This is a genomic window from Cytobacillus sp. IB215316 (genome assembly GCF_033963865.1).
In the GTDB taxonomy this organism is placed as follows: domain Bacteria; phylum Bacillota; class Bacilli; order Bacillales; family SM2101; genus Nanhaiella; species Nanhaiella sioensis.
Genome location: NZ_JAXBMC010000025.1, coordinates 1 through 25,719, shown reverse-complemented (window position 1 = coordinate 25,719; position 25,719 = coordinate 1). Strand labels below are relative to the sequence as shown.

The 25,719-nt window shown below is 33.5% G+C and carries 21 protein-coding genes; 13 read left to right on the top strand and 8 right to left on the bottom strand.

The genetic code is table 11. From position 1 onward, the window contains the following. Positions 1 to 266 precede the first annotated feature (266 nt). On the top strand, positions 267 to 908 hold the full coding sequence (locus SLH48_RS21255; protein ID WP_320259750.1) for a hypothetical protein: 642 nt from the start codon (positions 267 to 269) through the stop codon (positions 906 to 908). Between the two features lie 207 nt (positions 909 to 1,115). Here SLH48_RS21255 and SLH48_RS21250 read toward each other — a convergent pair whose 3' ends face one another. Together SLH48_RS21250 and SLH48_RS21245 are read right to left on the bottom strand one after the other, a co-directional pair. Beyond that, positions 1,116 to 1,802 (bottom strand): VC0807 family protein, encoded by a 687-nt coding sequence (locus tag SLH48_RS21250; RefSeq protein ID WP_320259749.1) that lies wholly within the window; start codon positions 1,800 to 1,802, stop codon positions 1,116 to 1,118. A 157-nt stretch (positions 1,803 to 1,959) separates the two neighbouring features. After that, positions 1,960 to 2,622 carry a pentapeptide repeat-containing protein gene (locus SLH48_RS21245; protein WP_320259748.1) on the bottom strand — a complete coding sequence of 221 codons (663 nt, stop codon included), beginning with the start codon at positions 2,620 to 2,622 and terminating at the stop codon, positions 1,960 to 1,962. A 305-nt stretch (positions 2,623 to 2,927) separates the two neighbouring features. On the opposite strand from SLH48_RS21245, the gene SLH48_RS21240 reads away from it, so the two are divergent. The 6 genes from SLH48_RS21240 (at position 2,928) to SLH48_RS21215 (ending at position 11,936) form a co-directional block, all read left to right on the top strand. Further along, entirely contained in the window at positions 2,928 to 3,224 is a 297-nt protein-coding gene (locus tag SLH48_RS21240) for a hypothetical protein (RefSeq protein WP_320259747.1), read from the top strand. A 670-nt stretch (positions 3,225 to 3,894) separates the two neighbouring features. Next, positions 3,895 to 5,883 carry an IucA/IucC family protein gene (locus SLH48_RS21235; RefSeq protein ID WP_320259746.1) on the top strand — a complete coding sequence of 663 codons (1,989 nt, stop codon included), beginning with the start codon at positions 3,895 to 3,897 and terminating at the stop codon, positions 5,881 to 5,883. Beyond that, complete coding sequence (locus SLH48_RS21230) at positions 5,876 to 7,996, top strand: IucA/IucC family protein (protein ID WP_320259745.1); 2,121 nt, start codon at positions 5,876 to 5,878, stop codon at positions 7,994 to 7,996. Before SLH48_RS21235 ends, SLH48_RS21230 begins: the two co-directional genes overlap by 8 nt. Beyond that, positions 7,984 to 9,210: an MFS transporter gene (locus SLH48_RS21225; protein ID WP_320259744.1), complete on the top strand. Its 1,227-nt coding sequence runs from the start codon at positions 7,984 to 7,986 to the stop codon at positions 9,208 to 9,210. The genes SLH48_RS21230 and SLH48_RS21225 overlap by 13 nt, the downstream gene beginning before the upstream one ends. 76 nt (positions 9,211 to 9,286) lie before the next feature. Continuing rightward, entirely contained in the window at positions 9,287 to 10,492 is a 1,206-nt protein-coding gene (locus SLH48_RS21220; RefSeq protein WP_320259743.1) for a type III PLP-dependent enzyme, read from the top strand. A gap of 655 nt (positions 10,493 to 11,147) precedes the next feature. After that, the gene (locus tag SLH48_RS21215; RefSeq protein WP_320259742.1) at positions 11,148 to 11,936 is read left to right on the top strand and encodes a nitroreductase family protein; all 789 of its coding nucleotides are present in this window, start codon (positions 11,148 to 11,150) and stop codon (positions 11,934 to 11,936) included. Between the two features lie 267 nt (positions 11,937 to 12,203). On the opposite strand, the gene SLH48_RS21210 is transcribed toward SLH48_RS21215, so the two are convergent. Continuing rightward, a complete protein-coding gene (locus tag SLH48_RS21210; protein WP_320259741.1) occupies positions 12,204 to 12,890 on the bottom strand; it encodes a hypothetical protein in 687 nt (228 codons plus the stop codon). A 291-nt stretch (positions 12,891 to 13,181) separates the two neighbouring features. Between SLH48_RS21210 and SLH48_RS21205 the strand changes: the two genes are divergently transcribed. After that, positions 13,182 to 13,742: a TetR/AcrR family transcriptional regulator gene (locus SLH48_RS21205; RefSeq protein ID WP_320259740.1), complete on the top strand. Its 561-nt coding sequence runs from the start codon at positions 13,182 to 13,184 to the stop codon at positions 13,740 to 13,742. A gap of 281 nt (positions 13,743 to 14,023) precedes the next feature. On the opposite strand, the gene SLH48_RS21200 is transcribed toward SLH48_RS21205, so the two are convergent. Further along, the gene (locus tag SLH48_RS21200) at positions 14,024 to 14,161 is read right to left on the bottom strand and encodes a recombinase family protein (protein WP_320259739.1); all 138 of its coding nucleotides are present in this window, start codon (positions 14,159 to 14,161) and stop codon (positions 14,024 to 14,026) included. A gap of 377 nt (positions 14,162 to 14,538) precedes the next feature. Next, on the bottom strand, positions 14,539 to 14,616 hold the full coding sequence (locus tag SLH48_RS21195) for a hypothetical protein (RefSeq protein ID WP_320259751.1): 78 nt from the start codon (positions 14,614 to 14,616) through the stop codon (positions 14,539 to 14,541). Positions 14,617 to 15,644: 1,028 nt separating this feature from the next. On the opposite strand from SLH48_RS21195, the gene SLH48_RS21190 reads away from it, so the two are divergent. From SLH48_RS21190 to SLH48_RS21180, 3 genes are all read left to right on the top strand, one after another. Further along, complete coding sequence (locus SLH48_RS21190) at positions 15,645 to 15,929, top strand: hypothetical protein (protein WP_320259738.1); 285 nt, start codon at positions 15,645 to 15,647, stop codon at positions 15,927 to 15,929. Between the two features lie 297 nt (positions 15,930 to 16,226). Next, positions 16,227 to 18,533, top strand: a complete 2,307-nt coding sequence (locus tag SLH48_RS21185; protein ID WP_320259737.1) for a M28 family peptidase — start codon at positions 16,227 to 16,229, stop codon at positions 18,531 to 18,533. A 191-nt stretch (positions 18,534 to 18,724) separates the two neighbouring features. Beyond that, complete coding sequence (locus SLH48_RS21180; RefSeq protein WP_320259736.1) at positions 18,725 to 19,012, top strand: hypothetical protein; 288 nt, start codon at positions 18,725 to 18,727, stop codon at positions 19,010 to 19,012. Positions 19,013 to 19,923: 911 nt separating this feature from the next. Here SLH48_RS21180 and SLH48_RS21175 read toward each other — a convergent pair. After that, positions 19,924 to 20,454, bottom strand: a complete 531-nt coding sequence (locus tag SLH48_RS21175) for a GNAT family protein (RefSeq protein ID WP_320259735.1) — start codon at positions 20,452 to 20,454, stop codon at positions 19,924 to 19,926. Between the two features lie 437 nt (positions 20,455 to 20,891). Here SLH48_RS21175 and SLH48_RS21170 point away from each other — a divergent pair, with 437 nt between their 5' ends. Together SLH48_RS21170 and SLH48_RS21165 are read left to right on the top strand one after the other, a co-directional pair. Then, the gene (locus SLH48_RS21170) at positions 20,892 to 21,368 is read left to right on the top strand and encodes a hypothetical protein (protein WP_320259734.1); all 477 of its coding nucleotides are present in this window, start codon (positions 20,892 to 20,894) and stop codon (positions 21,366 to 21,368) included. A 540-nt stretch (positions 21,369 to 21,908) separates the two neighbouring features. After that, complete coding sequence (locus SLH48_RS21165) at positions 21,909 to 23,432, top strand: serine hydrolase domain-containing protein (RefSeq protein ID WP_320259733.1); 1,524 nt, start codon at positions 21,909 to 21,911, stop codon at positions 23,430 to 23,432. A gap of 263 nt (positions 23,433 to 23,695) precedes the next feature. Here SLH48_RS21165 and SLH48_RS21160 read toward each other — a convergent pair whose 3' ends face one another. Next, positions 23,696 to 24,709: a cytochrome D1 domain-containing protein gene (locus tag SLH48_RS21160; protein ID WP_320259732.1), complete on the bottom strand. Its 1,014-nt coding sequence runs from the start codon at positions 24,707 to 24,709 to the stop codon at positions 23,696 to 23,698. A gap of 418 nt (positions 24,710 to 25,127) precedes the next feature. Beyond that, positions 25,128 to 25,719, bottom strand: a 592-nt coding sequence (locus tag SLH48_RS21155) for a transposase (protein WP_320259731.1), incomplete at its 5' end; no start/stop codon positions are given.

Here is a 25,719-nt window from a genome sequence, read left to right as displayed (position 1 = left end):
ACAGAAAAAGAAAGCATAGCAGCATTGCTTATAAAACACCCCAAGCAATAGAAGAACTATTCAAAGACTCTGCATAAAACTTAATCTTTTTGTGTCCAAGATATTGACTCAAATCCAATATTTTATAAAATAAGTATAATTTAATATAAAATAATCATAATAGGTATTATTAACGAATTCAATAATCTATTACTAGCATTTAGTAAAGTGAGAAGTAACAATGGAAGCTTTACTTAATTTATTACTGGATTTAAGGAAGTGGAATGATGACTATAGATCAAATAGTTGAGTTAGGACTACAAACTCAACTAAAAGCGATTCATTTATTAACGCCTTTGGTAAGTTTTTTAGTACTGTGTATTATATTATTACTATATTTATTGTTAATTAGAGATTCGATTAAACTAACATCATTAAAATACCATTTAGGCATTGGAATAATTCTAATAGCCGTTTTGTCAGTTATTCATTTTTTTGATTATGAGCAAGCTTTGGCAAATGATGAGACGTTTCCATCAAGGTTTGAAAGTTGGAAATTAGATCTGGTGTATCCATATATTAATCAGTTAAATGTGGAAAAACAGGACATACAAAGCTTCTCATATGATGAAAATCTTGAACGTGAAATTAGAGAAGATAGAGAACGCTTTGAATTTTTTACAATTGTTTATACGAATGAAGAAACTAAAGATTTAGTCCCGTTAACTATTGAATATATGAAGGACGGAAAATCAAAAACAATATCAGGGTTATTTGAAGTAATGATTGATGATAATGCTCAAAAACCATATATTACATATCAACGTCTTGAACAAACATTACCTCATGGCTACAGAGCCGGAATGTATAATTTACAAGTACATGTAGATCCGGGCTCTGACCCACGGCGCGGTAATGTGTTAAAGTGAGTGTGATGCTACTGTTTATATATAAAATAAAAACAAGTCTTATCACACAATGAAATAAAATAACATTATGGTTGTGGAAATGAAAAATTGTATACAGAAGTAATGGAGCAATTAAATGATCAAAAAAATTAACGGAGGAGAATAGAACTCGAAAAAGATAACAAAGTGTAACTTTATCGCTATAGAAAAGTGGGGAGGAACTCCCCACTATTTTTTGTTTATCTGTGAATTTAGTTCTACGTCGTCTTTATCTCGATCCTTGTCGAAGTTAAATACTGATGCTAGCTCTGGAGTGTCACTAATGAGCTTTGCAATATATATAAATCCAACAGCAGAAACCCCTGTCATAATCCAGCTGAATGCTTGTCGTAAAAGGATTCCTTTATCGAAAGCATCTACACCGTACTCATTGATAAGCCATGTTTTAATTATTGCCAATACGATACTTCTTACAGCAAATACAATCGTAATCAATTGGAATACAATGAGAAATTTTCTTTGGAAAAATATCTTTTTACTTAGTTTTTTGTCTATCCCTTGTAACTCAAAAATATCTAACGCAAAGTATAGTGTAAGTGGTTTATTCGTTAATACAGTTGCTAAATAAAAAGCTGCCATAGCATAAGCAAAAAATACTTGATTCCATAATAGTTGCAAAGCAGAACCTGCTAACACTTCAATGAGCGTCCCAATTACAAGTGTAGCAAGCATATAAATTCCAAAGACATTAACTTTCTTAAGTTGAAAAAATCTGTATAGGCTATAAATGATTCCTGGTACAGACGAAAGAAGCATAGCATAATAATCTCCTATATAATCTCTACCAAGATTCCAAACTACTAATGGAAATACGACATAAAATATGATATCAAAAATGACTACATTATTTTTCAAAAGAAAAACAGCCCCCTTGTATAATTGACAGGAATAACAATAAAATATAACGCTTTGGTAACTTGAAATAGAAAGTAGTTGTGTACTTGTAAGTTATTAAGTTTCCTCGGAACTTTCGCTTGTAACAGAAAATTGATATTTTATAATCGAATACGACTTACTCATGCGGCTGTTTAACGACTAAGCCGAGAATTTTAGCAAATCCAATAGCTTGCTCTTGAGAAATAATACAGCCTTCTAATTGTTCAACCGACACAGTTAAATGCTCGAAAGAACAGCTACTTAAATCAATTCCTTTTAAGCTTGTACCTGCTAGATTTGCTTGGTGCATCTGGCATCTGTTAAATTCAATGTTTTTGAACTTTGACTCATAAAAATCTGCGTGACTTAATGAACACGAGTTAAAATGAACACTTTTTTGATCGGAGAACCCAAAAGATGCATAATTTGCAAAGCAATCGTTAAAAGTAACATTTCGTAAAGCAGCTCCTGACAGGTTCATACCTAATAGTTTGGAATCTGTCACCTTTACCCTATGAATAATACCATTGCTAAAATCAACATTAGATAAATCACATTTGTCAAAAATAACATCGGTCAGTTCAATATTTAAAAATGATATATTAGTAAATATAACATTTTTAAATAGTATTTTTTCGAAGGAAATTCTTTCATTACTTTTATTTGAAATTTCACAATCGAAAATTGAACCGTTGTTGAAATATTGATCAACTTCTAGTTGGTTATTAAGGTCTAGTTGTGGTAAATTGTCTGGGACTTTTGGTAACTGCAACATAGTTTTCTTTTTCTTATTATTCATAGCATACACCCACTTTAAATACAGGCTGTTTTCGCATTGATTGTTGCTTTTCGTACTAAGAACTTAATACGTATAAAACCAGATATTCGTGGCATCTTTTCCTATTCTAAATGAGGTCCATTGCCATTTTTGTCTCGATAGCAACAAAAGTTTACAAAAAGAGCCTAAATATAGCATTCAACTTACAAACTAGTTAAATATTATCAAATTTGTGATGATGGTGTCTAGTTCAAAAGATTCGAAAATTATAGAACTCATAATTCTAAAATTATAGAATTTATATATATCCTTTTGGAGTGATGAAAATGAAAGTGTTAAAAACATTAACTGTAACAAGAGAATTTTATGCTGTTAAATTTGACTTTTCGTTATTGTTGGAGAGTGCCCTCGGCATAGTAGCAATAACATATACGGAGAGGTTAAATACATTAGACCAACCACAAGTTTATCGGGATAATATCTTCGACTCTATTACAGGTGAACTATCAAAAAAATTTGATCTTGTACAAAAAGAAAATACATGGAAAGCTCTTCTACAATTACTGCACGAATCAAATTCACAATCGATTAGTGATTTCACTAACTTTGTTTGTAGAGGATGAACAATTACGTTTTAACTGTTTACCATATATGGGTAATAATTATGAGCAGATAAGAACAGCGGCAGCAAAAGGTGATCAAATAGCGATACAGGAATCAATAGAAATAACAAGTGGGCATAAATTCTTTCCACGTTATATAAAATTCATTGCAACTCATCTACTAGCAATAAAAAATCGAGCTTAGATAAGTTTTGTCAATGGTTCACGAACAAATATAGTAAGATCGGACTAGCATGACATATTAATAGATGTATAGATTAATAAAAGGAATATAGTGAAATGATGTATGCCAGAAGCATAAGTTATCAGAAATTAATAGCTGAGTGAGTATCTCTCCTCAGCTTTTTTGTTTGCAAATTTTTATTTATTGAACGATAATAACCTATTTTGTGAATCCTAGAGTGTCCTATGTAAAGTATTGGGGATCTGTTCTTTTCTGTTAATAACTAATTAAATATCTTCGTATGGTATTAATAAGCAACGTACGGTAAAGAACATATATATTGTTGTTAATTAGTTTTATCAATGGAATCGGTAAATAGGAAAATATATGCTTGACGATGATAATCATTATCAAGTATGATATAACTCGTAAGTTTAATGATAATGATTATCATTATTATTAATAAGTGAGGTTATTAAAATTTATAAATATAAAGGATGGGTTGAAATGAACGGGATGCATACAAATACAACTACGATGTTATCTCAAACACTTTTCGATAACGAAGAACAAAAAGCTCTATCATACATTAAGACGGAAAAACCTGAATTACTTGATACATATATAAATAATATTCTTGCAGGTAGAAGAGGTATTTTTCAACGTTTGTTTCAATCCCTTGTTCGGGAGAGAATCATTAGTGAGGAAAGAATTACGTGGCTTGAAGGTAAGCAGTTGACTATTCGTGTAAGATTGTCTGATGATCAGTGGCTTCAGGCTGGTGTGAAGAAATTACATTCTCTTGGTCGATTTGATTTAGCAGGAGATATGATGCTTTGTAGTCATAAGAATTCTCATAAGCTTTCCCATCCTGCTGAACTTCTAGATTTATTAAAAAATGATGGTTTGTTTGCAGGTGTTGATGAAAAGCAGTATGAAAGGTTTAAGCTAGAAATTCAAAACGGAGTTGCAAATTTAGCGCTAGCATTAACCGGTGCAGCCAGAAGAAAACAAGATTTTCCTGAATATATAAAAACATCCATGGAATGGGTAATCAAGCAGCGACAAAAAAGTGCAAACTTTAGTCCACTTGCTTTTTTTGAACAGTGGGTTGTTGAAGGACATACGTTACATCCAGGTGCAAAGACTAAGCTAGGTCTAGAAGTCGGAGATGTAATTCATTATTCACCAGAGTGGGGTGCTTCTCCAAAAGTTGTAATTGTAGCCGTTTCTAAAAAATACTGTCAAACAACTTCTGTTAATGATTTAACGGTAACAGATTATTTGTATGAAGAGTACACAGGATTAAAAGAAATAGTTGGAGACTACTTAATAAAAAATGGGCTTAATTCTGACCAGTTCGACTTAGTGCTAGTTCACCCATGGCAATTTGAGCATACTATTGGTGACTTGTACAAAGATGAACTTGAGCAGCAGCACATCATACCTATCCCTGGATTTTCAATACCAACACAGTCATTAATATCCTTTCGTTCCTTAGCACCGATTCAGCGTTGGGGACAGCAAAAACATCATATAAAAACAGCTGTTAATGTACAAACAACTAGTGCAGTACGAACTGTTTCACCAAATTCAGTTGAGAATGGACCAATGTTATCAAAACTATTTGCTGTCATCCAACAGAGAGAAAATCATTTTGACAATAGTTTTATCATTCTTCAAGAACGAGCGGGTAGCTATTTTCAACCACTTAATCAACAATTATCAATTGATGAAAGATGGACATATCAAGCAAATCTAGCTTGTATTTTAAGGGAAAATCCAGAGAACTATGTTAGTTGCGAAGAGGAAATTGCAATGCCTGCAGCTACCTTATTAGCACAGTCACCAATTAGTGACAAAAAAATTGTGATTGAATTAATAGAAGAATTGGAAGATCGATTCCAAACATCAAATAATCAAGAGGCTGCGTCATTATTTATATCTAAATATGCCCAAGTGTCATTAAGAGGCTTTTTGACTTTAATGGTTAGGTATGGAATCAGTTTGGAAGGGCATATGCAAAATAGCGTCTCCGTTTTTCGTAATGGGGAGCTCGTAAAAATGATTGTAAGAGACTTTGGTGGCATAAGAGTGCTACCCGAAAGGTTAGAGAAACAAGGACTTCATGCAACGTTTTATCCTAATTCATCCATCGTGACTAATGATGTTACCCAGTTAAGAAATATTATATCTTATTCAGTAATGCAAAATCATATAGCTGAATTAATTGCGTGCATCGTACGTGAATTAGATGTTGAAGAAGCAAAATTGTGGAAGCAAGTCAATGAAGCCTGCAGTACTATCTTTAGTAAATTGAAGGTAGATACTGATATTAACGGCGTGGCTAATGAGGATGAGGTAGCGGTAATTCAACCAATGATCGATCTAAAGGGGCTCACTACGATGAGGTTACAAGGAGATATTACATCTTATTCCTATAAGAAAGTGCCCAATCCTATGGCGAAATGGAAAGGGGAGAATAATTGTGAGTAACATTAATGTCCATACTATTGAATCGGATACACTAAGCAATTCATTTAGAAGTTTAAGAAAAGGTGAGTTACTTAGAGATGAACAGGCCGTTGCAGCATTTTTAGAAGATCATTACCCTCATTTAAAGTCAAGGTTTGCAAGTTCCTTAGTAAAAGGACGCCAAGGAATTTTAAATAGATTAGTAGCATCCATGTTACGTGAAGATATTCTAGGGTTGAATTCAAATTCGTATGACTTATATGTCAAAGACGGTATACATGTATTAAATGTTCCTGCTATAAATAACGAATGCCAAAAAATCATCGAAGCTTTACATACATTTGGAATAGAAGGTAACAAGGTTTATAAATTATACCATTTATACAGCAATGATTATCTTGTTATGCCAGTAAGCACAACATATGCATTTAACAGAGTAGAAGTGGATGGGCGCATATTACATTTGTCTAATGGAGTAGTTCGAGTCATTGAACAATCAGTTCAATTCCTTCATCTAATGAAGGATAAAGATGCAGCATTTTACAAAAAATCAAGTGGTTGGCTGAAGCTTGCTGATGAATTAACGAATGGTTCAGCAAATTTAACGATGTCATATGCATACTGGGAGCAGAAGAAACAAACGTTACAACAAAAAGCTAGTGAACTTGGAATAACTAACATTGTGGACTGGGTACGCTTGCAAAAAAAACAAGATCCCACATTTAATTCGAGTTTATTTTTCGAACAATTATGTGTGGAAGGTCATAATTTACACCCTGGTACAAAGACGAAAATGGGCTTAAATCCAACTGAAGTGTTTCATTACGCCCCAGAATTTGATGGAGTACCAAATATTCAATTTGTCGCAGTGAGGAAAGATTATGCAGAATGGTCTACACTTGATCATAATAAAGATGCCAATGCCTTCCTCTTCAATGCATATCCTAAGTTACAAGTGACAGCTGAAAAACAATTTACGCAACAAGGGCTTGATATATGTGATTATGTCATAATACCAGTTCACCCTTGGCAGCTTAAAAGAGCTATTCCTGTTATTTATAATGAGGAAATTAAAAATAAGGTTGTTGTTCCTATTAGTAGTATCAAAATACCTTGCGGAGCTACATCGTCGTTTAGAACAGTCGTACCATTTACAAACAACTGTGCCATAAAGGTAGCTATAAACAGCCAAATGACATCTACTGTTCGCTCAATTTCAGCAAATACGACTAACAACGCTACTGTTTTTACTAAGCTGATGCGTCAAATTATGATGAATGAACATGATTTATTAGCAACATTTGTCCCTGTATGTGAATGCGCAGGTTTTAATTTTAAAATGAAAGAATTTACAGCGAACAAAGATACTCGTAATTTAAAAAGCAGAAATCTTTCTGCTTTGTTTCGAGAAAATGTTGAAAACTTTATTGCTGAAGGAGAAGTCGCAATAGTGAGTAGCTCATTGTTTGCTGAATCTCCAATAACGGAGCAACCAATCTTTGTAGATTTGATTGAAAAATATATGGAGACTAGAACGATTTCGTCTCTAAAAAATGCTGGATTCCAATTCTTTGAAGATTATTTACAAACTTCACTACCTGGTTACCTTACTATGATGGTCAAATATGGGATTGGGTTAGAAGGTCATTTACAAAATAGTGTAATGGTATTTAATAACGGCCGCCCAATACGAATGCTGTTCCGTGATTGGGGGGGAGCTAGAATATATAGGGAGCGTCTTGAAGAACAAGGATTTCATGCAGATTTTTATCCTGGTTCAATGACATTAACGGATAATGTTAAGGACATGCACAATAAAGTATTTTATACCGTTATACAAAATCATTGTGGTGAACTAATTTTGCAATTTTGTAAACATTTCGAATTTAAAGAGGTAGAGCTTTGGAAGGTCATATATGAAATTTGTGATAATGTATTTACCCAGCTTGAAACAAAAGAGCAATATACGGAAAATGTTCGGATCGACAAGACGGCACTTTATCAAAGGAATGTAGATCATAAGGCGCTTACTAGAATGCGTTTACAACCAGAAAGTAATGAATATGCCTATGTGTCTGTAGCGAATCCACTTCATCAATTTACTATGCAGGACAAAGTGCAATGGCACAAGTAGAAGTACAATTAGAGCAACAAGAATCAAGGTTTGCGTTACGATCAAAAACATTCAGCATCTTTATGGGTGGTAGTTTAGTCACACGTGTAGGAGATTGGATGGATTTAGTTGTATTAAACTGGGCGGTGTTACAATTTACTAACTCACCGCTCCAGCTTGCGATCATCAATGCATGTCGGCTAGTACCAACCTTTATTTTTAGCATACCGGGTGGCATATTGGCGGATCGCTATGATCGTCGAAAACTATTAATATTATTGCAAAGTGGAATGATGCTATTAACCGTTTGGATTGGTTTTCTAGTAGAAGGTGGGCAGTCTTATAAACTATTTATACTAATTGTAACAGTAAGAGCTATATTAGCAGCAATGGAGCCTCCTATTCGTCAAGCATTATTACCTGAACTAGTACCAACAAGCTCCATGGCAAGTGCAATAGCGATTAATACAACGATTATTCATTTAGCTCGTATTATTGGCCCAGCTATTGCAGGGGTGTTGCTTGCAGTGCTTAATACTGCGAATCTATTTTATTTAAATGCCCTATGTATGTTGGGTGTCATTTTGTCATTATTAATGATTCGTTATCAATCATTTTCAGAGGTGAATAGGAAAGAAAAACATCCTACATCAATTGCTGACGCAATAGCATTTGTAAAAACAACTCCAACGGTACAGTCATTACTCATATTAGCAGTTGTACCAATGTTATTTGGCTTCCCTTATACGACGATGATGCCACTATTTGTTAAAGACCTATATAAGTTAGGACCTGGTAGTTTTGGAATGTTGTTAGCGATCTCTTCAATTGGTGCATTAGTTGGATCTTGCTGGCTATCTATTGGAAGAGAACTAAACAATATAGGGAAATGGTTAATTTATTCTATCATTGCGTTCGGAGGATCATTGCTTTTATTTGTTGTTACTTCTAATATATTCATTGCTAGTATCGCTATGTTCCTTGTTGGTTTAACGAGTCAGGTTTACCGAACAATGAGTAGAATTACTATACAAATGAAAGTTCCAAATCGACTGCGTGGGCGAATTTTAAGCATTGCCTTAATGGATAGAGGGTTTATACCGTTAGGAGCTCTAGTAATTGGAATGATTGCTACTTGGGCTGGAACGATGTGGGCAGGAGTCGTCATGGGCTTAGGCTGTATTGTTTCTACTATTATTGTTGTTACGTATAGAAGACAAATCTATTATTTATAGAGAGTGTTTATAGAGCCAGCTTTTTGTCCTCTTTTCTAAACGCTCTTATAATATCATTATGGGAGAGAATGAAAGAATGATTAAAAACATTGTGAAGTCTCTTAAGTCAGAACGTGAAAAACCCTTTTGTGCTTATGTATATGATTTAGGTCATTTACGTACTCATGCGAAACAGTTAGTGGCAACACTTCCTTCAGCGTGCCAATTATTTTATGCGATTAAGGCTAATTCAGATGAAACACTATTAAAAACTCTAGCGCCAATTGTTCCTGGCTTTGAAGTAGCCTCATTAGGAGAGATCGAAAAAGTACGAGCAATTGATAAAGACATTCCGATCTTATTCGGTGGCCCCGCAAAAACAAGAGAAGAGCTGGAAGGTGCCATTTTTTATGGTGTGTCCTTGTTTCATGTTGAAAGTTTTCATGAATTACAATTGTTAAATTATATCGCTGAAGAAAGAGCAATAACTGTGTCAATATTACTACGAGTTAATTTGAGAAGTTCGGTTCCTAATGCTCAATTAAAGATGTCTGGTGTCCCTACACAATTTGGCATAGATGAAGATGACATCCCAAACGCAGTTAACCAAGCAAAAAATTTATCGAATATAGAGCTTCTCGGTTTTCATTTTCATGCAATGTCGAATAATTTTGACTCCAAAGCTCATGCGGACTTTGTAGATCATTGTTTTAACAAAGTGAAAAAATGGGAGTCAATGTGTGAAATGGACAGTAAATATATAAATGTTGGTGGCGGTATAGGGGTAAATTACAAAGAAGTAGAACAGCAATTTGATTGGGGGGATTTTACAACTCGGCTACAAGGTGTGCTAACAAAACAGAATGATTCTAATAGAAAAGTGTTGTTTGAATGTGGAAGATACATTACTTCATCATGTGGTTACTATGCAGTTGAGGTGCTAGATATCAAACAAAATCACAATCATCATTTCTGTGTCGTACGAGGAGGGAGTCATCACTTTAGGTTACCAGCCGCTTGGAAACAAAGTCATCCTTTTACTATCATCCCAATAGATCAATGGGCATATCCATTTAGACGTCCAGAATTAAATGATGGTGTTATAACAGTAGCAGGGGAGCTTTGTACTCCTAATGACATTCTAGCAAAACAAGTATATGTGTCAAAGCTTAGAGTTGGCGATATACTTCTGTTTAGTTATACAGGTGCATATGGCTGGTCAATCTCACATCATGATTTTCTTAGCCATCCTCATCCAGAGCATATTTATCTTCAAGCCGAAACGAACGAAATAAAGGGCTAATTGTTATAGGTGAATTACCAGATGATAAAGTGCATTTTTTTTACGTGTAGCAAAGCATCATAAAGTTGTGAGAAAAATGGACAGTCATTTCACACCTTAATCCATAGTTAATGGAATAAGATTTAACAATCTGTAGAGATACTGTCCTTAGAAAATAATTGGTTCCCTTTGCATATTGCACTGAAGGTTTGGTTAGATTGCGCTATGGGCATAATTACTTTCAAGATAAATGAGGAAATGAAAAAAATACATAATAAGAGTAACTTATGTTCAAAATGTCAGAAACATATAATAGCAATTGCTTAAACGAGTGATAGTAGTTATTTTCTTCGAAGTGGAGATATAGAGAATAATGAGATACACGTGGCATGTTTTACAAGAGAAGCTATGACAATGGAAGTTGAAGTTGGTCAATCTATTAGGATTGGTACGTAATATTCTAATTTCAAAATTTAATACTATGTAGATTATTATTATTCACATGTTGAGATTGAAATTAGCTATAAAGAAGCTATCTAGTTTAATAGTTTGATTAAATAACCTCGGAATATGTAGAATATTATTGAAAATTTGTTTTTTTTGGTGGAAGGCATATATAATAGGAAAGAGTTTAGTAGAAAGAGCAAAAGTAAAAAAGTCTAAGTTGTCATGAGGAGTGATCTTTTTGGAGTTAAATGACGTTATTCATGGGCACAGATCCATAAGAGAATATGAAGATAAGGAAGTCAGTCAAGAGTTATTAGAAAAAATATTAGATGCGGGTATTCGTGCATCTTCTAGTGGCAATATGCAACCTTACTCGATCATCGTTACAAAAGATAAAGAGCTTAAGAAAAAATTATATAGTGCACATATGGATCAATCCATGGTTGTTGATGCGCCCATCCTTTTAACATTCTGTGCAGATTTTAATCGCATGAGGAAGTGGTTGACGCTTAATGATGCACCTGTACATTTTGATAATTTCATGAGCTTTATGATCGGTGCCATTGATGCAACGTTGGTAGCGCAAAACTGTGCTTTAGCAGCAGAAGATGCAGGGTTAGGAATTTGTTATATGGGCTCAACTTTAGCTAATTGCGATCAAATTGGTAAACTATTAAACTTACCACCAAACGTAGTACCTGTTGTTGGGTATTCATTAGGCTACCCGGCAGAAAACCCTGCTCCACGTGATAGACTACCAAAGCAAGGGCTTGTTCATTATGAAAAGTATCAAGATTATTCAAATGATGATATTTTGGATATTTATAAAGAGAGAGATGAAAAGGGTTGGAAGCGTTATATGGATAACCCTAAGCTTAAGGAAATGACAGAACAATTGGGATTAAAAAACCTTGCTGAAGTCTATACCATTGCGAAATATACGCAAGAATCCCATCATGAATTTTCACAAACCGTGCTTAATTACTTAGAAAGTCAGAATTTCATGAAGAATGGTTGATTTAATTTGCCATTGTTAAAAGTTATAAAAAATTGTGTGCCTGCCCTGATATGTTACTATGTTAATATTCTTAGGGTCAGGCACCTTTTTAATTAGTTGGATTAATAACTCTAAGAAGGGTTCAGCAAACAACAGTGGGTGAGTGTCAGTTTGACGACTTTTAAAAATTTTATGAGATATTAGCATATTATAAAGGTATTGGATATTTTCTAGCATCGTAAAGAGGTTTATATAAATTATGCTCTAATTAAGTTTTTCTAGTGTTCATTATTGTACTTCACTAAATGGTTGGTCTGCGTATGATGGAGCACAACTATGCCGACGATTGATGAAGTATATGGCTTTTTCATTCCACATAACTTCGTGACCGAACACGTTTTTTCCAAGGCTATCATCGGTTATTTGACAATTCATTTGGTATATACCTTCTGCTTCATTTGGAGCCCAAGGTATGCGATAATATTTGCCTTTTTTATTACGTGTCCATAAGTTGTTTATCAGTGTCTTATCAAACTCTGTATTTTCTGACGGTTCATTTAACTCTACTGTGAAGCCATTTTTTCTTGATGTCACAATTACATTGGCATTTTCACCATTTTTGTTAAGAGAGATGTCTCCAATATCTGTATTATAGTTGTCTGACATTGATAAGGCCGGAAGCATAGAGAGTGTTGTTTGCGCTTTGACAGCCAAATAGTCACCATTTCCCTTATCTAATAACCACGCTGCTTCTGGATATTTGATGTTTACTAATGGTATATTCCACGGTTTCATATTCTCTATTCTAACGACCATTAAAGCACAACCCACTCTATTGTCTTCAACTTGTTGAAACGAAAAATCCCTGCCCGCTAACTCTATGGCTTTGTCTTTTGGTAAACTTCCCTTTAGAAAAAAACCATTTGTTTCTAATCCTTGATAGGCATATTTACTGCTGTCTTTTAATTTACTCATTTTATCTCCTCCTGAAATATTGTGCGATATATCGCAATTCGAAATGTTATGCAAAAACATATAGAAATTTCAAATATTACACGCAATTTTTACTTACCATGTATTTTTCATTAATAAATTTATTGTTTTGAAGCTTGATAGAATCGCTATTTACAGAATTGAAACGTTAAAAGTATACACATTTGTGTAATATCTTGATTTGAAGTATAATAATGAAAAATTGTTTGGTCAATAGAATGTTAAAAGTATACACATACCCTATAAAGATGTGTATTATATGAGGAGTTTGATATGAAAGAGACTAAGAATGAATTATCTAAACGATCTCAGCGTTTAATTAGAGAAGCGCTAATCGAACTTTTGAAGGAAAAAAGTTATAAGAGTATTACCATTAAAGACATAGTACAGCGAGCTGAATTGGCAAGAAAAACTTTTTATTTAAACTATGAATCAAAAGAAGAAGTAATTAGTCATCATATTGCATTACTTTATGAAAAACAACTTAACCCTTTCAACGATGATATAGATCCTATAAATTACATTATGGACACATATCTTCGTATTTGGAATGAAAATATAGACTTGATTATAATGCTAAAAAATCAAGAATTATCAGGTCTACTACGAATCTTAGAAAAAGAAATTGAAGATGTTGGCCATAAAATGCATTGCAAGGCATTCATGAACCTAAGTGAGTCAGCACATTACTATGCACCTTCATATTATGCAGGTGCTATGTTAAGTATTTTGGATAAATGGGTTGATACCGGAATGAAGGAAGATATTGAAACGATTAGAGAAGTTTTCTTTGAATTGATGAGATTTAGATTACCAACTTCTTCTATACAATGATCTGACATATTCGATACAACATCATATATACATATTAGACACCCATTTGTTATGGTACGCTGGACCGTACCACAAATAGAGGCAAAAAATGTTGAAGATAATGTGGAAATTTATCTTTTGAATCTGGGTTTGAAGGTGAATTTTCCTTTAAACAATTGGATTCAAGATACAATATGTGGATAAGTGTATACCTTGGCCACAGGTAGGACATGGAGAATCCTACTTAAAAGGAACGGCTCGTTGGATTGTCGCTGCGTAAAAGACTTAATCTTTCTACGGGCCTACACGATATTCCAAAGTTCGTCGGAGATAATGGCTTTGTGTTTCCCATTAACTAAAATGGGGTTCGTATTTTTTCCACGTCTTCTCTTTTTATCCCAGTTCTCAACTTGTAACCAGCGGAATTTACCATTGTACATAGGATTATCTAATATGGTAGCAATGCTATTTATAGCCTGCTTTGTTTAAATGATTAGCTATAGCCTTAAGACCCTTACTTTCTATTTATATGGTAAATATAAGTTGAACAATTTCTGCTTCTATGGGGTTAACAATAAGCTCTTTTTCTGTAGAATCATAACCGAAAACCACACCACCATTCCAGCTCACTTCTTTAGCTTATTGAGTCATGCCAGCTTGACGTTCTCCGAGAGAGTATTTCTTTCCATTTCTGCAATAGATGCCGTCAATTGGACGACAAGACGACACCAATGGGACTGCCTGTATCAAAATTTTCTGAGTAGAAAATATACTTTATATCAAACTCTTCAAATTTCTCTAGTAGCACAAGAGTATCTCACATATTTCTTGAGAAACGTGATATTTTCCATCCCAGTACAGCTTGTAATTTTTCCTTTTCCACATCCAATATCATTCTTTGCATTGCTGGTCGATTTTTAATATCACATTACCACTAATGCCCTCATCGACGTATTCTTCAGCGATCTGCCAGCCGTAAAAATGAACATATTGCTGTAAGATTTGCAATGGTGCAGAAAACTGTAGCCTTTACTTGCTTGTTCTTCTGTGCTGACATTACAGTATATGGAAACATTTTTATTTCAATCATTTAGAACTTCCTTTAACTGTTATATCAGTATTGGTATTAAAGGAGATGAAAAATACCTTATTGGGCAAGTGTTAATTAAATTGATGGTAGGATTGTATTGCATAGTAGACCATTACTACATAACAAATAATATCATTTATGGAAATTATATACTTAAAGAAAAGAAATTTTATTTATTTGATTATTTCGCAAACGAGCCATATTGTGGAATAACAAGTATTTTGATTTAGTAATTTTAAGTAAAAGACCGTTAGGGTGATATTATTACCTGTTGTAGGGATTTACACTAAACTTCATATTGATTAGATAGGTGAAAAGTAGTTATTTGCACATTGAACAACAGCCTGTTTTTTATGTACTTATTAATGATTGGTTAGAGTTATACTGAATATGTAACTAGATCCAAAAATTCTACAACTTAGACTAAAGGTTAGTGAAGATGAAAATTATCCTGTTTATAAAATAGGATAATTTTTTTACATATAACATAGGCTCTACTGAGTGCGCCACATAGCTTTTACTCTCTGTTCTAAATTACTAATAATTGGTTCACCTGATAACTTCTTTGTAATAATTGCTGGTAAGCGTGAGTCTTATTATTGTTAAGCCCCAAGTCTTACTTGTAAATAGAGCGCGAGCATGTTCTGGAAAAAGGCGAATATAGATAAGATGGAGTTAAGGAAGGGAGGGAACAAGAGCGAGGGGAGATCTGGATTGTTGGTAATCTGTTGGAATTGCAGTTATCGTGTTAATTTCAATTCTTGGTGCTATGGTAGGATTAGCAATCAATTTGTTTATCTTGTATTCAAACAGTTTTTGAAAACAGGCTATTCGTGCATTTCTATAGTAGGATCTATTCACCTGATACTCTAAATTCTGCTCATTGCTTTTCAAAATTTACAAAGGAATCTTCTGTTGGAAAAATCGGCTGGGCGATAATTGATTTTGTACTTCTTATGATTTTAGGCTCGAATATTTCAGCTATCATTGGGGTTGTTGCCGCCTATGTTCTATATGCTGTCTATAAAAGTTGGAACATAAGTAAAGAAACTATGCAGGAAATCAATTTAAAAAAAGAAGGGAAGCAAGAAGAAATTGAAGTGAACTCGCTCAAGTAAACTGAACTGAATCAGTTTGAGACTCTACTCCACCTGATTGAAAGATCAAACTCTTGTTTTACTATTGATGTATAGATGTTGAATTTAAGTAAACTCGATGTAGTTCAGTACCTTGCAATATTCACTAATGAATATTATTGTAATCGGGTGTTAAGAAAAGGAAGGTGTTGATAAATATACAACTATTATATATTAATCTGTGTATACTTTGAATCTTGTAAAAATAGATGTAATTCAAAAAAGATTAGGCATTCAAGATTTATATTAACATAAAAAAATAACACTGTGAGGTATGTTATGAGAGCAGATACAGTTAAAAGTCATGTAAGACACAAGAAAATTTCTTTTTTTTCAGTTTTTTTAGTTTTTGTCATTCTCTTCACGTTGTGGTTAGGACTATTATCTACTCAGACCCCAAAAATGACAGAGAATACCTTGGCTGAAGATGAATTTTCTACCGAACGAGCTATGGAGTATTTAGAAACTATTGGTCAAAATCCACATCCAGTTGGCTCACCAGAACACAAAAAAATTCAGAATTATCTTTTTGATGAATTGACATCACTAGGGGTAGAACCTGAAATACAACATTCATTTGTGGTTTCTGATTCTAAAGGAGTAGCAGGTTCTATTAATAATATTATTGCAAAAATAGAAGGAACAGAAAACTCAAAAGCTCTTTTGTTAAGCGCACATTATGATACCGCGATAGGAACTCGAGGAGTAGGTGATAATGGAGCTTCTGTAGCAGCTATTCTTGAAACTGTACGAGCAATAAAAAATGGAAAACCATTAAAAAACGATATTATTATTTTGCTTACAGATGGAGAAGAAATGGAGGATATGTTAGGTGCTAAAGCGTTCATAGAAGAACATGATTTAGCCGAAGAAGTAGGCCTGGTTTTAAACTTTGAAGCACGTGGCAATAAAGGGCCTTCTATGATGTTTGAAACTAGCGATCAAAATCAATGGTTAATCAATGAATATGTTAAAGGATCTCCTCATCCTGTTGGGAATTCCTTTTTGGTGTATTTATATAAATACATGCCTAACGACACGGATCTATCAGTCTTTAAAGAAGCTGGTTTACCTGGACTTAATTTTGCCTTTGCAGAAGGGTTGAATACTTATCACACGTCTATGGGTAGTTTACATCTTTTAGATAAAAACAGTTTATTCCATCATGGTGAAAATATGTTCTATTTGACAAGACATTTTGGAAATCAAGATTTATATGATACAAAAGGTAATGATTCTATTTTTTTTAATGTTATTGGCTCTAATACTGTATCGTATTCTCAATCACTCGTTTTTCCTTTAACTGTAATGATATTGTTATTATTTATCGCAACCTTCATACATGGAAAACGTAAAAATGCCATCAGCTTCAGAGGGTTGCTTGGAGGGTTTATTGTATTTGTATCTACTATCTTATTATCCTACATAATTACTTCAATGCTTTGGCTTATGACTAATAAATCTATTATTAACAAAGTATGGATGGTTACGACAGATTTATTTTATAGTAATATTTATTTCACTGGTTTTATTCTCGGTACTTTGGCTCTGTTTATTTTAGTGTATAGTTTGTGTTCAAAAAAAATTGGAATTTGGAACCTTCAATTGGGCGCATTGTTCCTATGGACTTTATTAGCAATTGTTACAAGCTTTTATTTTCCTGGAGGAAGTTATCTTTTCCATTGGACTTTATTCTTTACATTAATTGGGCTAAACATCTCCTTTTACACAGGAATGTATCAATCAAATCAGCCAAGCAGATATTTTTATCATTCGTTATTTAGTATACCTGGGGTTATTCTTTTCACACCGATCTTTTATTATCTTGTTGTAATGATAACTTTAGATCAAGCTGGGTTAATTTTAGCTCTTGTATCTCTTGTGCTTGGTTTGCTAATTCCTGCAGTTCCGCTTGTGAAATGTAAGAAACTATGGGTTCTTCCGAGTATATTAGCGTTGATTGGGCTACTTATCATTTTAACGGCAAACTATGTCATGACGCCTTCTGAACAACATCCAAACATTAGTAAACTAGACTATGCATTGGATATTGATAAAAATAAAGCTATATGGTATTCATTTGCTGAACCTGATAATTTTTCTAAACAATTTCTTAATAACGATGCTTCAAAAGAGAATCTATCAGAGTTTCATTATGTTTTTCCAAATTCAAATGCTTTTATTTCTGAAGCACCTATTTTTACATTGAGGTCATCTTCCGTTGAAGTGGTTGAAAACTCAGTAACTGGAAATAAACGAACATTATCCTTGCAAATAAAGTCGCCTAAAGAAACTGGTGAACTGGTAATTAAATCAAACGGAGAAGCAACCATTCATCATGCAGCTATAAACGATGAAAAGTATGAGTATGGTAAACAACCATTCAAAATAAAAATAGTACCAAATAATACTCCTACAAAACTAACAATAACAGTCGATGTAGAAGATCAACTAGAGCTTAGTTTTATCGACACTCAGTATAAGTTACCGAAGGAAGCCTTTGATATAAACCAAACGAGACCTAACTATTTGGTCACTTATGGGGACTTTAGTTACGTAATTCAATCTATCGAATTTCAGAAATAATACTGAATTGCGTCTTTATTTGTTTGCTTTTTTCACGTTCAAATTGTTAATTCTATATAAAATTAGCAAGAGAAATATGGATATATAGGAAATCTTATATTAATTAAAGTCATCTATTATGAAGGTAGGTGGGTATTTGAGATAAGGCAAATTAAACTTATAAATGTTGAAGACATATTAGGTTGTGAAGATTGATATCTAGAGGTGTAATAAATGAAAAAAAGTATGAAGAAATTAAACCTAAGGGAATGGTAACTACTACTGAATCAATAGCAGATAAGAACTTAGAGAAGTTAGTTTCAAAAGGAATAGACTATTTTTATTCTAGAAATCCAAATGAGATTTACATAACTGAAATTTCGAACATTGAAGGTGGAACTTTTATCTTATTTACATTAGAACAAGGTAGTTATTACGGTGCCGTGTATTCAGTTAAGAATTCTCAAGGTGAATACCATCTAGAAGACATAGATATATAAGACTAATTTAAAAGTGGCAATAAATGTTTCACAACTACTAGGGGATACGTATGAAGATGTGAAACAAAAGTATCGTATTATTAGTGGGAAAATTAACGATAAAGTAGATTCAGTGCTATTACCCTAATAGTGATTATACCGTCATAGAATTGAATGATACTCAAAAGACATTTATGTACGTGAACGTTGGTTATGTAGAGGCACCAAAAAAAAAATTGGTAATTTGAATGATGAAGAGGTATTCTCATTTGTGTATTAGTTGTAAAATTATTTATTAGAGATCCCATTCCAACAGTGCCTTTCTTAACTCCTCAACCTTTTGCAGATCTAGATAGCTTCATTACAGAAGAAATTTTTTAAACAACGTCGATTCTGAAAGTTGTATTCCACAATAAGGCGCATATCTGAAATTTAGATAAGCGTCTTTACATTTAAACTTAATATTCTGTGAAAAGGATTGTCTAAGGACTGAAGGATGATATTTTTGAAGGTTTTGTGGAATTTTATGTTAAACTTAGTATAAGATTATGAAAATTCATTTCTTCAACTAAAAAGGCAGGTTAATACAACTAAATGGTGTTTATTTATCGAAATTTGGCAAAAGGAGGGTACTGATGGACTTATATTTTATTTTCAATATGCTTAGAAATATAATTTCTACTTTTTTTCAAAACGGTATTTGGGTAATCGGTTTTTTTTACTTGTTAATTAAAGCATTTGAAGGTGATAGACTTAAACAAATATCAAAATATATTACTGGAGTCTGTTTAGTATTATTATTTGTTTATTCTATATTAGTAAGTATTTAGTATATTCAATTAAAGTGGGCGATGACCTAAAATCATCGCGTTTCTGTTATACTTAATGCATCTAGAACAATTTCAGAAAAACTCACATTAGTTTAATATAGCTTAATTAGTTGAAAGTAAGGAGTAGACATTCGTATCATATGGAATGTTATTTTGATACATATAGTTTCTGAGAATCCCTTCTTTTTCAAACCCTAACTTAGCTAATAATTTATTAGATGGTTTGTTTTCTTTAAATACAACTACTCCAATTCTAGTTAGCTCAAGTTCGTTAAATCCATATGATAAAACTTTAATAATTGCTTCAGTTGCATACCCATTTCCCCATTGTTCTGGAAAAAGTGCATAAGCAATGTCAGCTCTCTTATGTTCGGAAGACCAATCATGAAAACCAATGGTTCCAATAATTCCTTCTATTCCTTTAATTTCAATGCCCCATTTAATCCCTCGTTTTTCCTTGTAGTTAATTGCAAAATTGTTAACTATATTTTTCACCTGTTCTAAATTTGTTAATGGTTTTTGACCATAGTGACGTAAAACATCTTCATTTGAAAAACAATTCAAAATATCTTGTGCATCATTTTCTTTTAGTTCTCTCAAGATTAGCCTTACTGTTTCTAATTTAGGAAACATATTCTCACTCCTTGTATAAAACTTTATACAGTACCCAATTGAAATATTTACGATTATATAACAATTATTTCAAATTAAATAAATTTCACAAGAAGACATTTAGCAATTGGAGCTGTACTTAGTATAACGTCACTAGTTAAGGGTTTAATGGGGAATTAAAAGAGAGAAAAGATAACATACAGCTGAGAAAACTTTTATTCTGTTCATGAAAGGAGGTTGATCAGGGAGGATGGTTCAAGGACGTTTATTAGTTTTACAGTTGTCTTGTTGGCAGCTCTTAAATTAAACTTCAATTCTCATTATAATCAAACAGATTTTCATAAATATGGCGCATTTCTTGAACTAGAAATTGTCTGAATAAACAGGTTCGTAAGTAGGGGGAATACTGAAACTTTTACTGGTATTTATTCGTTAATTATTAAAAGGGAGGAACAATGATGAGAATAAATACATTGTTATTTGTAATTATAGTATTTTCTTCGTTTTGGATAACTGGTTCTTCAAACGAAATGTTTAAAGACACGGAAGGAAGGGGCGAGGAATTTCCCCCATCTATGTCAGGGAAGATTAATATAAATGAAACGGATTATGAAATGTTAGTAGGTAATTACAAATGGGAAAGAAAGCAAGGTTTATATACTCAGGTTGTACAAACTGATGCTATTTCTCCGTACCAAATTGCTGATAATTTTGAATCTGTTAGAGTCGAACCCAACGATAAAATTAATATTCAGATTGAAGGCAATCCCCAAATAACTGTTTACTTATGGAATGAAAACGGAAGAGAAATGGAAGTTATGCTAAATGATAAGCAAGTATTGATACCAAATAGTAAAGGTCATAATATATATGAAGTATTAGCTAAATGGCCTGATGGTGAATTATCATACACATTTGTATTAGAAGTTAGATAAACAGTTCTACTTCAGATAAAGGATACTTTAATACCATTTCAATATTTTTGATTATTTACTACTTTTTATCTTCCACAATCTGGCGCAAAAATATAGTAGAGGCTATCCTTGACTAATTTAAGGATAATACCTATTTAAAATAGGTCAGCCAGAAAAAATACTGGTTGAACTCATAATACTTTATGGCGCTATATTGAATAAGAACGGGAACATCCAAATCGACCCCTCCCATTTTTAATACCTAAAAAACAATAGTGAAATTTAATATAGCTTTTTCTTTAAGGTATTTTCGCATTAATTGTTGCTTTTAATAAAAGGCTGTTTTTGCGGCATCTTTCTTCTATAAAGACATCTTTTGCTCTATTTTAGGAACTAAAGAAAAAGTTTACGAAAAGAGCCTTAATTATTAATCCATGACGAGAACATCCCAACTTCTACGATTAATTCTCATTCTTAAGGTTTTTGTAAGAAATAAGAGATAAAAAAGAAAATTATGATAGGTATGATATGACATAGAAGGTATGAGGGAGTTGGTTAAAGGTGAAAAAAAGAATAATAGTCATATTTTTAATTATTTTTATATTTTTTTCGACAATGAACAACGTAGAAGCAAAGAGTGCGATTAACAATATTGATTTGGAACAATTGGAAGAGTATATAGAACAAGAAATGAACAAGCACAAAGTCCCTGGTATGGCTTTTGTGCTAATTGCAAATGAAGAACCTGTTTATATGAACGGGTTTGGGAGCCAAAAAATTGGAAGTGATATTAAAGTTGACGGGCAGACGATCTTTGGGCTTGCTTCTGTATCTAAATCGATGACTGCCTTGGCTGTTACGCAATTAGCTGAACAGGGCTTGCTAGATATTGATGCGACCGTGGTAGAGTACTTGCCATGGTTTATTTCGCAAAATCAAGAATTTTCAAAACAGGTGACTATTCGTCATTTGTTACAACATAGTAGTGGTATTCCAACCACCTCATATGGACTTGAAATAGAAGATAGTTCTAATAATGGATTAGAAAGACAAGTAAAAAGAATTAGTGAAATTAAACTGGTATTTGTACCTGGAGAAAGTTTTGAATATTCTAATTTCAACTATTGGACGCTTGGTCTTATCATTGAAAAAGTATCAGGTATGAATTATCATGAAGCAATGAATAAGTTAGTATTCCAGCCATTAGGGATGGAACGGACTGGATTTTACACAAAGGTGTCTAAGTTAAATAATTTATCTGTAGGACATCGCTTAGAAGCGGGGAAGAACAAACCATTTGATTATGCTCCTCCATATCCAACGGTTGCATCGGGAGGAATATATAGTAATGTGGAAGATGTTGGACGTTACATAACTACACTACTACAAGAAGGACAATATAAAGGGCGTCAAGTAATTCCAAGTGAGGCAGTAAGCGAATTGTTTATGGAACCCTTCTCTATTTCTCATAATGAACCATATGGTTATGGGTGGGAAATCTCTCAGGAAGCGAATACTAAGGTGATAGATCATGGTGGAGATTATCCTAACTTTACAGCAGACGTGTATTTGTTTCCAGAATACAGTCTAGGGTTTGCCTTACTTTCAAATTCCCAAAATGATGTCACTCATTCTATCAGTGAGAATATTAAAAATTACATCTTGGGTGATAAACTAGAACAGGCAGCATCGTGGAAAGAAGATGAGTACCAATTAGCGAAGGTTATTTTATTAGTTGCAACGGGATTATTGGGTCTTATAACATTTTTCGTCTTATCATTGGTGTGGAGGTTTAGAAATTTTAAATTAGTATTTACGATGAAAATAAACAGAATCAAAATAATTTTTCAACTAATTCTAATTCCTATAATATTCATCGGAGCGGCTACAGTAGGTTTCTATTTTCCTATATTCATGATTGGTTCATATCGCATTGCAGTATTGTATGCACCAGACTTGGTTTATAGCATCATAGTACTTTCAAGTGCTTTACTGTTAATTGGACTACTCTTTATCATTAATGCTTTTATATGTTCAACTAAATATATACATCATGAAAAAGGGAAAGTTATAGTGACTAAATGAGGAATTTTTATAATGAAAAACAGAGAAGAAGGTTATTGCGTTATCTATCAGCAAGAAACTCAGACAGGTGTTTTAAATACTTTTTCATCATATAAAACACAATGTACAACAAGAAATTTATGACAGTATTAACAATTAGAAGTCCAAGTCATCTTCCACAATCTGGCGCTTCTCAGAAGTAATACTGAAAGAGCCTTTCTTTTTATGTTTTGATCAATATCGTTTTAAACAGGGTATATTATTAAACTCAATAGAAATTGTATTTACTGTGTTTGAATTACATAAGCGAGTTTTCTATCCGGGCTGAAGGCGACATTACCTGCTGGAAATCCAACTGGTACAGTTGCTATCAAATTATGCGTTTTTACATTTATGACAAAAACGTTACCTGCAGCAGCATCATTAGTGACATAAGCGAGTTTACCATCTGGTGATATAGCCACATCCTGTGGAAAGTTCCCAACCGGTACAGTCGATACTACACTATGGGTTTTGACATCTATGACGGAAACAGAGGCAGAATTAGTATTCGTAACATAAGCGAGTTTACCATCTGGCGTGAAGGCAACAACAGATGGCCCAAACCCAACCGGTACAGTCGATATTACACTATGGGTTTTGGCATCTATGACAGAAACATTGCCAAACCCTCTATTTATCACATAAGCAAGTTTACCATTTGTTGTGAAGCTGATATCAAATGACCCCAACCCAACCTGTACAGTCGATATCAGGCTATGCCTTTTCACATCTATGACAGACACTGTGCCAAAATTTATATTAGTGACATAAGCAAGTTTACCGTCAGGGGTGAATACGACTACAGATAGCCCGACTCCAAGGTGTATTGTCGATATCACACAATGCGTTTTCACGTCTATGACAGAAACTGTTCCAGATCCTCTATTTGTGACATAAGCAAGTTTACCGTCAGGGGTGAAGGCAACAAAAGATGGGTCTTCATCAACCTGAACAGTAGCAGTCACACTATTAGTTAACACATCTATGACAGAAACAGAGGTAGACCCATTATTAATCACATAAGCAAGTTTACTGTCTGCTGTGAAGGCGACAAAAAATGGATTAATTCCAACCTGAAGAGTAGCAATCACACTACTAGTTAACACATCTATGACAGAGACAGAGGTAGACCCGCTATTAGTGACAAAAGCGAGTTTACCATCTGGTGTGAAGATAGACGATAAAATTTCAGTGTTTCCAACAGGTAATTCGCTAATGACCGAATGCGTTTTTACATCAATAACAGCCGTCGTCAAATCAAACCACCTCTTTTAAATACTTTATAATAAAAGTATGAGAATTAAGATTGACTTATTCGTTACCCACTAGACAAAAGTGATATTATGTTGGGGTAAAAGTTACTCCATTTTTATTGTTCTGATCTTCCACAATACCAGCTAATATAAGTCAATACTTTTTAAGAAATCATACTAGGTTAAAGGTGATATAATAAAATGGACATGACAAATAAGCTTCAATATCATTATTTGAAGTTTTTGTTAGTTGTGTAATTAATTGTATTGGTTTACGCAGTGTACATTTGCTTATGCTTTAATATGGCATAAATCCAATGCAATAGCTTGTTGGCACAAGCTATGATGGCTACTTTGTGAGGCTTGCCCTAACTTCTTTTTTTGTCATAATACGTTCGGATTTTCATGTTGCGATTATTGGTTAGTCCACACTGAACAGCTGTATAGAGTGTCTGAGAAGCTTAGTAGATCCTCTTTTAGTAATACGGTTGATTGTGGCTGTAAACTGACTAGATTGGTATACCCTTGGATCAATCCCAGCGTAGGCTACTAGTTTTTTCGGATGGCTAAACTGCGCAACATCGCCTATTTCTGAAATAAGTGTTGCTGCTATTTTAGTACCTATCCCTGGGATGGATGTAAGAATCTCATACTCTTCAAACTGCATCGCTAACGATTCAATTTCCTGTTCTAGTATGTTAAGAAACTCTCTTTGTTGAAGAAGCATTTGAATATACATTTTTAGCGTAACCAAGTTACTTTGATACAGTGTCTTCTTAAATGGGTTCCGTTCTGCTGACTCTTTTAACTTCAAAGCCTTTTCATAAAACCATCCATACGATCTTTTTCCTCCTAGATCATACATCTTCCTTGCTAGTTCTTCCGCTGGTACCTTTAATACCTCATGAGAAGTAGGATAGAGGAGTAGCGTTTTTAAGGATAAAGGCGCATATAAATTACTAAAAACCCCTTTATATTCAGGAAATACTTGATCTAGTATCGTTTGGAACTGA